Origin of the sequence: Nostoc sp. CMAA1605, assembly GCF_021596505.1 — a bacterium.
Lineage (GTDB): Bacteria > Cyanobacteriota > Cyanobacteriia > Cyanobacteriales > Nostocaceae > Trichormus.
This window is the reverse complement of the sequence record NZ_PJIZ01000129.1, coordinates 1-12,835: the sequence shown is the minus strand read 5'-3', so window position 1 is coordinate 12,835 and position 12,835 is coordinate 1. Positions and strand designations below refer to the sequence as shown.

Annotated in this window: 11 protein-coding genes and 4 pseudogenes; 6 read left to right on the top strand and 9 right to left on the bottom strand. The window is 39.9% G+C overall.

Annotation, left to right across the window (positions count from 1 at the left end; genetic code table 11):
* Positions 1–72: 72 nt before the first annotated feature.
* A pseudogene (locus CV014_RS27280) lies at positions 73–1,034 on the bottom strand (methyltransferase domain-containing protein).
* Between the two features lie 319 nt (positions 1,035–1,353).
* Between CV014_RS27280 and CV014_RS27275 the strand changes: the two are divergent.
* Positions 1,354–2,223, top strand: coding sequence for a TauD/TfdA dioxygenase family protein (locus tag CV014_RS27275; RefSeq protein ID WP_236144883.1), 870 nt, complete (start codon positions 1,354–1,356; stop codon positions 2,221–2,223).
* On the opposite strand, the gene CV014_RS27270 is transcribed toward CV014_RS27275, so the two are convergent.
* The 5 genes and pseudogenes from CV014_RS27270 to CV014_RS27250 all read right to left on the bottom strand — a co-directional run bounded on the left by CV014_RS27270 (position 2,213) and on the right by CV014_RS27250 (position 6,238).
* On the bottom strand, positions 2,213–3,118 hold the full coding sequence (locus CV014_RS27270) for an alpha/beta fold hydrolase (RefSeq protein ID WP_236144882.1): 906 nt from the start codon (positions 3,116–3,118) through the stop codon (positions 2,213–2,215). The two genes, CV014_RS27275 and CV014_RS27270, sit on opposite strands and share 11 nt — an antisense overlap.
* 22 nt (positions 3,119–3,140) lie before the next feature.
* Positions 3,141–3,964: pseudogene (locus CV014_RS27265) on the bottom strand (SDR family oxidoreductase).
* 107 nt (positions 3,965–4,071) lie between these two features.
* The gene (locus CV014_RS27260) at positions 4,072–4,764 is read right to left on the bottom strand and encodes a pentapeptide repeat-containing protein (protein ID WP_236144881.1); all 693 of its coding nucleotides are present in this window, start codon (positions 4,762–4,764) and stop codon (positions 4,072–4,074) included.
* A gap of 216 nt (positions 4,765–4,980) precedes the next feature.
* A pseudogene (locus tag CV014_RS27255) lies at positions 4,981–5,474 on the bottom strand (hypothetical protein).
* Positions 5,475–5,998: 524 nt separating this feature from the next.
* Positions 5,999–6,238 carry a hypothetical protein gene (locus CV014_RS27250; RefSeq protein WP_236144880.1) on the bottom strand — a complete coding sequence of 80 codons (240 nt, stop codon included), beginning with the start codon at positions 6,236–6,238 and terminating at the stop codon, positions 5,999–6,001.
* Between the two features lie 21 nt (positions 6,239–6,259).
* Here CV014_RS27250 and aroF point away from each other — a divergent pair, with 21 nt between their 5' ends.
* Complete coding sequence (gene aroF, locus CV014_RS27245) at positions 6,260–7,132, top strand: 3-deoxy-7-phosphoheptulonate synthase (RefSeq protein ID WP_236144879.1); 873 nt, start codon at positions 6,260–6,262, stop codon at positions 7,130–7,132.
* Positions 7,133–7,157: 25 nt separating this feature from the next.
* On the opposite strand, the gene CV014_RS27240 is transcribed toward aroF, so the two are convergent.
* Entirely contained in the window at positions 7,158–7,799 is a 642-nt protein-coding gene (locus tag CV014_RS27240; protein WP_236144878.1) for a HesA/MoeB/ThiF family protein, read from the bottom strand.
* 5 nt (positions 7,800–7,804) lie between these two features.
* On the bottom strand, positions 7,805–8,638 hold the full coding sequence (locus CV014_RS27235) for a hypothetical protein (RefSeq protein ID WP_236144877.1): 834 nt from the start codon (positions 8,636–8,638) through the stop codon (positions 7,805–7,807).
* 144 nt (positions 8,639–8,782) lie between these two features.
* Between CV014_RS27235 and CV014_RS27230 the strand changes: the two genes are divergently transcribed.
* From CV014_RS27230 to CV014_RS27215, 4 genes are all read left to right on the top strand, one after another.
* Entirely contained in the window at positions 8,783–9,151 is a 369-nt protein-coding gene (locus CV014_RS27230) for a hypothetical protein (RefSeq protein WP_236144876.1), read from the top strand.
* 50 nt (positions 9,152–9,201) lie between these two features.
* Entirely contained in the window at positions 9,202–9,588 is a 387-nt protein-coding gene (locus CV014_RS27225) for a hypothetical protein (RefSeq protein WP_236144875.1), read from the top strand.
* 412 nt (positions 9,589–10,000) lie between these two features.
* Positions 10,001–10,879: an Rpn family recombination-promoting nuclease/putative transposase gene (locus CV014_RS27220; protein WP_236144874.1), complete on the top strand. Its 879-nt coding sequence runs from the start codon at positions 10,001–10,003 to the stop codon at positions 10,877–10,879.
* Positions 10,880–10,881: 2 nt separating this feature from the next.
* Entirely contained in the window at positions 10,882–11,160 is a 279-nt protein-coding gene (locus CV014_RS27215) for a DUF4351 domain-containing protein (protein WP_236144873.1), read from the top strand.
* Positions 11,161–11,211: 51 nt separating this feature from the next.
* Here the strand turns inward: CV014_RS27215 and CV014_RS27210 are convergent.
* Positions 11,212–12,644 (bottom strand): annotated as a pseudogene (locus tag CV014_RS27210) (vWA domain-containing protein).
* Between the last annotated feature and the right edge of the window lie 191 nt (positions 12,645–12,835).

The following is a 12,835-nucleotide window of genomic DNA, read 5'->3' as shown; positions in this document are numbered from 1 at the left end:
GTCAAAGTTCGTAGTAAGGACTTTAGTCCTTTCCTGATTATCTAAGCACTAAAGTGCTTACTACAAACTATACTACACATAAGTCTCTAACTTCTCTGTGTTCTCTTTTACCACATTCTCAGCCCGGACAGCGCGAAACATCCCAAACCGACACAAACCTGTACCAAAGGCTAACCGCATCATAGTAGAGTGGGGACTTCACGTAGGGATTTAATCAAACCAGAGAACCCAAAGCGCACTAATCCTTCTGGACGAATTACGCCTTGCCAAATGGAATCTAGCCAAGAAGGTAGTGTTTGTGGTGTCCAGTCGGCTGTGATGACTTCACCAGAAACTAATCCTGTTGCTGTCAACTGTTCTGCAAAGCCTTCAATACTAGCAAACGCTGGATGAGACCACTGGTCTAATAGTTGTTGCATGACTGGTTTTTCCCAAAAATTCAGAGGTTTTTGGCGGTCGTCTCGCTGATTCCAGTCAGCTAATACCATGATTCCACCCGGCTTTAATACCCGCATCAATTCCCTAGCGAATACTGCTTTATCGGGCATATGGGGGCCTGCTTCAATTGACCATACAACGTCAAAACTAGCATCTGGAAAAGAGAGTGCCATTGCATCGTCTACAAGAAACTGTGCGTCAAGTTCCGGTGCAGTTAATTGTTGGGCGCGTTCGACTTGTTGGGGACTGATGGTAATACCTGTGACGGAAAACCCGTAATCTCGTGCCAAAATTCGGCTACTACCGCCAATTCCACAACCTACATCTAAAACGGTGGTTTGAGGTGGTAACTTATCTAATCCACCCCAGCGCACCATTTCATGTACAAAGTCAGATTTAGCAGTCAAAAAATCTTTGCGTCGTGGTGGTGAACCATAATGACCTAAATGAATATGTTCACCCCAATAGAATTCTAAAATCCCGTCTTCAGTCCATTGGTCATAGGAATTGGCTACGGAGTTGGATGATTCATAACGGCGAGCAGTCACCAAGTACAATACAATTGCGATCGCCAATAGTCCTAACAGCAGTCCCATCCCAGGAATAAACCAATTCATGCACGTATATTCTTAATATTTCTTTACAATTCTATCTTATTATCTGGGCTGGGGGAAAGCAGGAAAGCTACCAAGTAGGGTATTCAAGATACATCCTTCTACAGATTGACGATTTTTTTACCAAGCTTATTTAGAAATAAAAACAGGAATTCGATGTAATTTTTGAGGCTAAATTTTGGTTCAGAAGATAATTAGCCTTCTTGAACAAGCAGAATAATTTTACATTTCAACTTGTGAATTGGTATGACTTGATCTGCAAAATCATACCAAAAAATATTGAGATAAAAAGGTTGGAAAAATGCAATACACCACAGTCAAGCAACATCCTCTACTTGGTCAAGAAGTGCTACCAGGTTGTGATATCAAACAAGTTACCGCTAAACAAGTAGATGAATTGAAAAATTCTCTTTGGGAAAATGGCGTAATTGTTATTAGAAATCAACATCTAACTGCATCAGACTTAAAGAAATTCGCTTACCAAACTTTTGGAGAGTCTAGATTTAATTATCCAGCTAAATCTCTAGATCCAAAAATTGATGCAAATTTACAAAGTTCGGGTGTAGCTATTTTAGGAAATCCTGTTGAGGATAATCAGGAAATTAGAGGTAAGTTTGCTTGGCAATGGCATCATGACAAAGATTTACTACCCACAACAGAAGGTTTAGCAATGAATGCTTTGTATGTGGTGATGCTTTATGGTGTGCAAATACCCCCAGTTGGGGTTGATGGTCAGCCCCACACCACGGAATTTATCAATATGATAGAAGCTTACAATAATCTTGATTCTGAGCATCAGCAACAGTTAGAGCAAATGTCTATGTATCATTTGCCGCCTAGAAGTTATCAGCCAGGCGAGGATGTACCAATGAAAATACATCCCATTGTTTCCACTCATCAGGTAACAGGAAAAAAGGGGCTATATCTTGGCTCAGATACATCAATTGTTGTGGGAATGGAGAAGCAATTGGATTTAGCAAAACAGTTTTGGCAAGAGTTATTTCAGACTGTTCTGGAACACACGCCGGTTTATGCTCATGTTTGGCAAGCAGGGGATATTGTGCTTTGGGACAACTCCCAAGTGATGCACGCAGGTATTCCCTATGATGCTAGTAAGTATAAACGTATTGCCTTGCGTGTAGGAGTGATAGATAATACCCCTACATCTTGACTGGTACTCCTATAAATGGAGCGATCGCACGCACAAATTCAGTAGTAGACTCATAGGGTAAAACGTTTCTCCCTGGTATTTTGACCCCAGTCCCTTGCTGTAAAAAAGCAAGATAATTGGCTATAGTAACATCCGGTGTCTCACCTTTTCCTTCCTGACTCATACTAGAAGCTGATTCTCCTAAAACTACTAGAGTAGGTTTTTGGATAGCAGCAATCAAGCTACCATAATCCTGTTTCCAAAATCCAGCTAAAAAGGAAAAGACAGCGTAACGAGTAGCCATATTGGCTGCATCTGCTGTGAGAGTATTTAACCATTCCCCATCAACTGCATCAGCTACAGCAAATAATCGTTGGGTAGAAAAGGACTGTAAAAATTTGGGAGTGCGCGCGTAGCGGTAAAAAGCATTTCCCAGAGGCGAATCAAACAAATTCCAAAAAAACTTTTGTCTCCAGGCTGAAGATTGATTAGTAATTACAGTCCAAGTTGGGGGACTGGTAAATATTAAACCAGCAATTAAATTTGATTCTAGTTGTACTAGTTCTAATGCTACTGCTAGTAAAGCACCTTGCACTATGACAATTACAGGTTTTTGGATGATATTTCGTAAAAAATATTGTAACTGTTCTGCCCAATCTTTAGGTGTGTAAGCCACATGAGGTTTATCCCCTCCGCCACAGCCTAATAAATCGGGGTTGTAAATTAGATTAGAATAGCCTTGATGAAAAGATTCATTGATAAAGCGTTGCCAAAACTTTCCTGATAAACCTACACCAATGGGATGAATTAATAATAAAGGTGTCCCTTCGGGTTGGTAATTATCTGGTTGATGTAATGTGTATGCACATTGATAATTTTGCCAACTGTAAAACTGGGTGGGTGGAGATGCTTGCATAATTCCCAGAATTTTGTATTTACTAAAAAATGATTTGGGGATGAATTAACTGATAGCCTGCGGCTTTAATTTTCTGGTTAGAGACTCTAGCATTATATAAGCGATCGCTCTTGACTGAACTATCCCAAGAGATTAAGGGTAAATTATATTTTGATAAGAGTGTATCTAGTAGCTCTTTATTAGTGATATTGGCATCATTCAGCAAATTAAAAACACCTTGTAATTGCTGATTTCTGACAAATTCTATAGCTGAGACAATATCATCTAAATGAATCCAGTTAGCAATTTCACCACCACTACCAGCACGAGTTTTACCAGCAAAGCGACTAAAGATTTTAATCAATTCCCTACCTTCACCATAAATCCCTGCTAGCCGTAAGATACAAACGCGCAACTTGTCACTAGCCGCTTTTAGTAAGGCTTCTTCGGTAGCCTGCAAAACTTCGCCCTTAGATGTGGTAGGTTGAGGCGGTGTGTCTTCATCTACCCACTCACCATTGCGATCGCCATAAATAGAGAAGGTACTTGTATATATTAATTGTTAACAGTAGAATTTTGTTGAAGAACAGTCACTAAATTCTGTGCAGTATTTAAATAAGTTTCTTGATACCTAATTCCTCCTTTTGGTGCAACAGTTAATAACACAACATCTTGATTTTCTGTAGCTGATTTTAAACCCTCTAAATCATCACCCGTGGTGACAATCACTTTGTCAGCAATAGATTCTAATGATGACACACGCTCAGGTGTAGTTGTGGTGACAGTAATCTTAAAAGACGAATTTTGCCGCCAATATTTAGCGACAGCCAAACCAACGTAGCCACACCCGATAATTACAATGTTCATATAAATCAAGCAAGCGGTAAAAACAAAGGAGTAATGAGTAATGAGTAATGAGTAATGAGTGATGAGTAATGAGTAATGAGTAATGACTAATGACTAATGACTAATGACTACTTATGCACCTCACCATCAGGCATAATTGCACCAGCTAAATTTGCACCAATTAATTTTACCAGCAGGCGATCGCCTGAACGAATTCTTGCACCGGTTAAGTCAGCACCCCGCAAATCCGCACCACTTAAATCCGCACCAATTAAGTTAGCCGCACGTAAGTTTGCTTCTCTTAAGTCAGCTAAGAGTAAATTAGCTCTAAATAAATTAGCCTCTGATAAATTTGCACCTCTCAAGATAACTTTGTGCATGAAAGTATCACTCAAATCTGCACCACTCAAGTTAGCATAACTAAGATTTCTACCAGATAAATCTTTATTACTTAAATTAGCTTGGCTGAAATCTTTACCACTTAAATCTGGATTTTGTTTGGGTGGCTGATAGTGATCTGTGGATGTTTTTTGAGGTTGAGGTCTAGGAGAATGATAGTAATCTGTGGATGTTTTTTGAGGTTGAGTTCTGGGAGGATGATAAATATGTTGATGCTTACCGTTTAAAGAGCGCAATCTTTCCCGCGCTTCATTAATAGCTTTGAGTTTATCTTGGGCTTTTTGTTGTAAGCGGAGATTATCTTTAGGTAATCGATCTGGATGCCAGACAAACACCAAATCTTTATAAGCCTGGTTAACTTCCTCAATCGTCGCCCCAGGTTCTAATTCTAATACCCTATAGTACCGCTCCAACTCGTTCATAATATGTTTTAATGGAGAATCAACTTGAAGTAAGAAAAATATAACCCTTCCTATTTTTAAATAGGATGGGGCTGTTTCGGAGTTACTATTTACACAGTTTGATTCTACGGTAAACAGTTAATATTCTGACATTATATAAGCCTATCGCAGCTAGCTAAGTCTATCAATAACTTTTTATACGAAACTTCAGCCTATTACATTACTATGTTTGGCTCATTATCTTTCCATTTGTCTATTTCTCCATCTATTCACGGCTTGTACATATGCAGATATTGGTATTTGATAAATTTCTATAAAAAGCCAAATAATAATTGATAAATGTAACAAAAAGTTAATATTGTCCAACTGTATGGCAACCAACTAATGATGTCATGAGGATGGGGAGGAAAATAATAAGCAACCATACCAATGAGGGAAGTTGGCAAGACTACAAAACTAATAGCAGCCAAACCATAACCCCAGCCTAATTCCACGCCTTCTAACTGGACTTCTGACCAACTAAAACCATTCCATCTCCAAACTAAAGGAGGTTGTCGAGAAGGCATTTTTATTTGCTGTTGTTCCACATTGATAGTAAAAATCTCGTGGCAAAAGTCACACCCCATTGCTTCCATCAATGGAATATGAGAAATCTTGCCGACTCTACAGACTGGACAGGGGTAAACCTCGTGAGGATCAAAATTGGTGTTGAAGATTTTAGACCTGGGCATAATTGAAATTTGAACTAGTTTGTGCTTAACAGTTGATTTAGATAGACGCACAATTTTGGTGTATGAAGCTTTTTTTGTCTAGTTTGGCAATAGGAATCATAGGCAATATCCTAAAAATAGAATTTATATGATTTGACCGTGGAGCGGAAGATAAATAACTTAAATTTTGCAGATGACAGAAAATGTAGTGTTTGGATTGGTAATTGGCTGGTGATAATTACCTATGACCCGTTTGCTCATGAGTTTATCACCTGTTTTGGGGTATTTACTGGCCTTGACGCTACCAAACCCTTCTGTTATGTTTATCTTTAATATAGTCTTACATTAATCTATTTAGCTTACCATCTCAAAAATGTTCAACAGCAATCGTTACTTTTATTTTTGGTACAAGGCGGTTCACCGGCGGTGAATTAGTTTCCTAATGGAAACCGCCAGGTGAACCGCAGAGCGAACTCTGCGGTTTTTGTTTTTTAAGGAGAAAATTTCGTCATGATGTCCTATTCCAGCAACTGGTTTTATAGCTTTTATTTCTGGCCTAGACCAAGTTCCGGGTAAATAGCGTCATGTCGATAAATCATACGCGCCCGGAACTCTAAAGGTTCTGGGCTTTTTTTTTTCAGAAGGGAGTGAGGGAGTGAGAGAGTGCTGAGTGCTGAGTAATGAGTAATAAGTAATGAGTGAGTTAGGAAATAAATTCTACCTTGTCTACCTTGTCTACCTTGTCCCCAGTCCCCAGTCCCCAGTCCCCAATCCCCAATCCCCAAATTTATTAGGAGAGTAAAATCATGATTAACGCTAAACTTGTTGCACAATCTCACGCCAATCACCAAAGTATCGTCAAACTTTCTGAAACCGTTGCTTTCGGTGGGGACGAATTGGTGATTATTGGTGGCCCTTGTACGGTGGAAAGCTTGGAACAAATGGAGACAGTCGCCGAAAATATAGGGGACGCACCTGTACAAGCTTTGCGTGGTGGTGTGTTCAAACCTAGAACTTCACCCTACGCTTTCCAGGGAATGGGAGAGGAAGGATTAGCGGTTTTAGCTGAAGTGCGATCGCGCTACAATATCCCAGTCATTACAGAAGTGATGGCGATTTCTCAAATCGAAGTCGTCGCCGCCCATGCTGATATGCTACAAGTCGGTAGCCGCAATATGCAAAACTTCGACTTGCTCAAAGCTTTAGGACAAGCTGGTAAACCGATATTACTCAAACGCGGTTTAGCAGCCACTATCGAAGAATTTGTTATGGCGGCGGAATATATTGTTAGCCACGGAAATCCTGATGTAGTTTTGTGTGAACGCGGTATCCGCAGTTTCGATACTTACACCCGCAATGTTTTAGATTTAGCGGCGGTAGCTGCCCTTAAGCAAATTACTCATTTACCCGTGATTGTAGATCCTTCCCATGCCGTCGGTAAACGGGAGTTAGTCGCACCTGTCGCTAAAGCTGCTGTCGCTTGTGGCGCAGATGGCTTAATTATTGAATGTCATCCAGAACCAGAAAAATCCGTATCTGATGCCCGTCAAGCTTTATCTTTGGAAGATATGGTGAATTTAGTTGCTAGTTTAAAGCCCGTAGCCACAGCTGTAGGAAGGAAAATATCAAACACAAACGGGGTAGGCTTACAACCTACCCCTATTCGTTGTGCAGCATAATAGTTTGTAGTGAGGGCTTCAGCCCTCATGCAAAACATAGAGATTGCACTGCTAAATCCTTCAAAGTAATGGTAAAACTACGCTGTTCTTTCGTAGCGATGAAAGAAATAATCGCCTCACAAGTCACAGCTACAGTTAACATTACTAAGTTCCGCGCCAGTGGATAATCACACACATCATCATTCACATCGGAAGGAACGCGGTAAACTTCATTCCAAATTACTTCTGCATAATCGGCTGATAACCCAGCATGAATACAAGGAATCTGGAATTGATCAGCATAGTCTTTCACCGCTTGACGCGCGACGCTATTATCAAATACATCAATAATTAACTGGCTATCTTTAAGTAATTGAGACGTATTTTCTGATGTCAATTCCTTAGTTTTGGCATCAATTTTAGTCCCAATCGCGCGGTATAAATTATTTGCCAAAATTTTCGCCTTGAATGCACCGACATCACCACGGTAGTAAGGCTGAGTAGAAAGATTACGTTCCTCAATGTGATCGCAATCTATCACAGTCAGTTTATCAAAACCAGACCGAGCCAGATTTTCTGCGATATTAGCTCCTAATGCACCCGCGCCACAAATAGTTACGGGATAATTTTTCAACTTTGCCATCACAGCATTGCTGCGATAAAGTTGTTCATGAAAAAATATACTCATTGTCCTTAATACTCCCGTTCTTCCATCACAGCAACTAAAGATTGCAAATCAAAATCGCGATCGCGCCCACTCAAGCAAATCCCAGAACTAATCACAGTCAAATCAGATTTGGCGATCGCGCTACTGTGACGCACACCATCAGCAGTAGTCCAATCAACTGTCCAATAATCACCGCGATCGTTAAATTGTTGTAATTCACCACCACCCATCTGTAATGCTTTTCGCAATCGCTTTTCATCTTGTTGGGGTTGATAAAAACCTTCAACACGTTGAGTTGCTAACTCATATACAGTGCGGATTTCTGGTGTCATCCCTTTAAACTGCAATTCATCCACAGGAATGAGTTGCTTGATAGCAGATTGCAAAAGTTCACTAACAACCGGATCAGCACAACGATCAATATCTTCAAACCAGCATGATTGACCATGCCAACGGGCTATAATTTGCTCAAAGATATTACCCTCAGTCACTAAATGGACTGCTATGGGTTTCACCATTTTCCACCGTTGACGCATATCTGCTTCGTTCACCGGATAGGCTAACCAAGTTTGTTTTTGTATTTGGTGTGCTAATCTCAAGCGAATTTGGGGAAAATGCTGTAAATATTCTGCTATTTGGGGTAAATCTGCCGATTCTATCACCTTGGCTGTTTTTTCATCCACAGGTTGAAAAATACCCCAGCCTTCAAATTTACTAGGCTTTGGTGTAAAGGTGTAAATCATTCCAGCTACCCGTGTGCGGACTCTTCCACCTTTGACACAAGGCGCGAGAAATTGGGTAGTTTGCAAATGGCTTTGGGCGATCGCAATTTGATTAATTAGCTGACGAATATCAGTCATAACTGAGCTTTTTTCAGGATAATTACAGAAGCTTTATATCAATTTTAGGTATATAAAAAAACATGAAGGTATTTGATGGCAATTAAATAAATATTTCCCCAAGGTAAAACAATGCTTTTTCGTTTTGCATATATCGGACTATGCTTGTTATCGATTGCGTTATCTTTTTATGCGAAAAATCAACTAGAGAGATTTTTACAAACAAATACAGCAATTACAAATGAAACATCTCTTGAAGATTATAAAAACTTAGCACGTATTGCTATGTATATAGTTCTGACTCAAATGCTTTTATTATTTTGTGCATTTGGTAGTTGTGTATTTTCTATTTTCCAACAAGGCTTTAGAGGCGCATTTTCATTATTCCTGTTAGGTTTTGCTGTTGCATTTGCAGGACAAGTAGGAGACTTAGAGGAAAAATCACGTAATCTAACTTGTGCTAACGAGGAATTAGAAAATCAATACAAACAAATTACTCATACTTGGCGTAAAAAAGCTCTCCCTGATTTTTAGGTTTCATTAAGTAATTCATTAGGATATTTTTAAGCTGTAAAAGGTAAATCATGACTTCAGAAATACAAGAGTTATCAGATGCTCGAAAAAAATTAACAGCCGCTTACCGTGCAGTTTATGCAATCGGATTTTTGAATGTTTTTGTAAGTATATTAATTTTTCTTCTTGGTAGTCGATTACCTGATTATTTATTAGTGGCAACTATCTCATTAATTGCTGGTGTACTCTATCTGGCTTTAGGATTTTTTGTTCAACGTAAATCAAAAATCGCATTAGGCATAGCAATTGGGTTTATGGTGCTGAATGTAATAGGTAATATTCCAGTTATTATGCAAACAGGTAACATATTTATTTTGACAATTCCCATGATATTTTTCAGCCAGACAGTAGGAGGCTTTAACGCCATACAAGTATTAAATTCAAAACTAGCAGATTAACTTCCTTGATTCTTAGATTTTATATCCTCTACTTCTTAGGAGAAGTGGGGGATATTAGTTTGTATCAATAGTTGAATATTTTTATATAATCATGCGTGTAAGTTAGTGGAGCATTGCGCGTTCTCAGTTACTAGAGGGACTCCACTGGTGAGTTGTTAAACACTCTTTCAAGGATGGCTACTTCTAAGCCCACCTCCCAGATTCTTCGCACTCCCCGTTCTCACACGCCCACTGATTGACAGTGTCACTTTTCCTCTCGTACTAGTATGTAGGCTCACACCAGTCGGGACACGCAGGATATAATACATTATACTACAAATCAGACTGGTTACTTTCCAGATAGCAAGATCAGAAATGATGAATGGAAAAGCGATGATATATTTTTAAGCAACCAATATCACATAAAATTTCGATGGCAGAATATGACAATCTGTGTAAAATCCTGGCGGAAAATTACCCCCTTGATTTTGCACGTTGGTTATTAAATCAAGAACCGCAAACAATTGAAATCTTAAAGACTGAATTGAGCATCGAACCTATACGTGCTGACTCACTCATATTTCTGAAAACAGAAAATCGCATCTTACATATAGAATTTCAAACTAGTACCAAATCAAAAACACCCATTGGTTTGAGAATGCTAGATTATTACGTGAGATTGACACGGACATATCAACTTCCAGTTACACAAGTAGTAATTTTTCTGCAAGAAACAAAGGACGAAATTGCCTTTACTGAGGAATATGTTAGCGAAGTTACAACCCATCGCTATCGAGTCATCCGAATGTGGGAGCAAGATCCAGCCCTATTTCTGAACAATCTGGCGTTATTACCTTTCGCACCACTAACACGAACAGATTCACCCGAAACCTTATTATCCCAGGTTGCCCAGGAAATTGCTAAAATTCCAGATATCGAGACTAGACAAAATACTACGGCTTACACTGAAATTTTAGCCGGTTTAAAGTTTGAACGAAATTTGATTTTGCAATTATTACGAGAGGAAACTATGCAAGAATCAGTCATTTATCAATATATTTTGGAGAAAGGTGAACGACGCGGCGAACAACGAGGTGAACAAAGAGGCGAACAACGCGGCGAACAACGCGGTAAACAACAAGAAGCATTCAAATATACCCTACGTCTTTTACATAAACGCTTTGGTGAGATAGATTCAGTAATAACTGAACGTCTCCAAGTATTATCTACTGAAGAATTGGAAAGTTTAGGAGAAGCACTTTTAGACTTTTCAAATATGTCTGATTTAGTTGCTTGGCTTGAGCAAATTTGACTTTGCAATTATTACGAGAGGAAACTATGCAAGAATCAGTGATTTATCAATATATTTTGGAGAAAGGCGAACAACGAGGCGAACAACGAGGGAAACAACAAGAAGCATTCAAATATACCCTACGTCTTTTACATAAACGTTTTGGTAAGATAGATTCAGTAACAACTGAACGTCTCCAAGTATTATCTACTGAAGAATTGGAAAATTTAGGAGAAGCACTTTTATCTTTTTCAAATGCGTCTGATTTAGTTGCTTGGCTTGAGCAAAATACAAACACTTAAAAACAGAGCATTGCTCATCATTTTACTGACAAGCAATGCCACATTATAACCTTACTTATCATCACGCACAGGCAAAGGTATCTCCATAATCTCCATCAGCAAATCTAGGCGAGAGGGACGCGTCAAGAGTGGGACGAGGTTAGGTAAGCTGTAGTAGTCTCCAGCAAAGGTGAAAGTTTCTACAGGTGCTTGCTGTTCCTTGAGTTGAGTTTCTATCCAGTTGTAATAGCTACCCACACGGACAATTACCACATTAGGCATTATCCCCAATTCTCGGCAGTAATTCTTATATACCTCACCGAAGTAAGGTCTAGCATTTTCACCTTCATCAGTCACCAGAATAATCTGATCAACTACCTGCTTTTTCTGGCGCATGATTTCTAATGCACAACCGATACTAGTGCTACCACCTGCTCTAATATGTTGGAAAGCACGTTCCCAATCGGTCAACTCTTTACCCTGTGCAGTTATTGCGTAAGGAATGGTATCAAAAGCATAAACAAACAATTCTGCTTGAGTGATACCAGAGATGAGTGCAGCAAGTTGCTTACCGATCGCGATCGCATTATCCATAGAACCAGATTTATCCACCAGTAAAGCGGTTGGACGGGAAATTGTTCCCCGGCGTTTTACCTGTTCGTTGGTGACTTTCTCCAACTTAGCCACGGTGTCTGCGTCAAAATCGGCGGTATCTGCGGCCACTTGGGCTTTAAATGCGGCGACACGTCCACTTTTGGATGCTAAATCTAGCTTGGAATCAATCAACTTTTTCACCTCTGGATGATCCATTGCACCTCTATCTTTTAAAGATTTGAGGTTATTGATCACTTCCTGCGGTGTCATACTGTTGATTAACGCCACCAAGACAACTGGTGTAAGTTGCTTGATTGCACCGATCGCGATCGCATAGGGAAGATTAAATTCTACAATCAGTCTTGCTTGTTCTGCGGCATTTTCTGCCTTAGCTAACTGCTTCAACACATTCGCTAAAGAACCCTCTGGCGGAGTGTTGCGGAACAAAATCGCATTTGCGCGTTCACTGGGCTTAATGTGTAGCGAAGCATACAGATGCTTCATTGCCTTACGACCCCGCAAAGCCGCGCGATCAAACAAAGCCGGATTACTTTCCGTGTCTTTAAGTAACGCTGTATCGCAGTGCGCGCCGAACGTGGCATTTTATTGCGTTGCTGCTTCATAAAGTCCACTACACGCGCCACCTGATAAGGCGGAAACTCTTGCAGCATCACAAATCCCGCATCTCGGTGTGCAGTCAAATTGCTAGTCAGCAAATGTGCAATGAATACTTCCTTATGGTCACGAACATCACCATGATGTTGATACCAAACAGCTAAATGTCCGTAGAAAATAGGGTCAAGTTCAACTATTAACTGATGTATCTCTGCAACTTGCTCAAGTTTGCGGTGAGGAGTTGTCAGCAAACTATTGAGCATTTCCAAGCGCAAATCACGTTCTGCGGTATTCATAAAACCCCCTTGTAGTATATGAGGGGCAGATGTTGCACGCGGGGTAATCAAGTCACCGCGCAAGTTGTAGAAGCATGGTGTTTAACTGTTTCAGAGTTATGTAAGCTTCTGCGATTTGGGCGCGGCAACAACTGCCGATAAAATGGTGATTAAAACTGATGTATGAGAAATGAAAAAGATTGAAATATGGG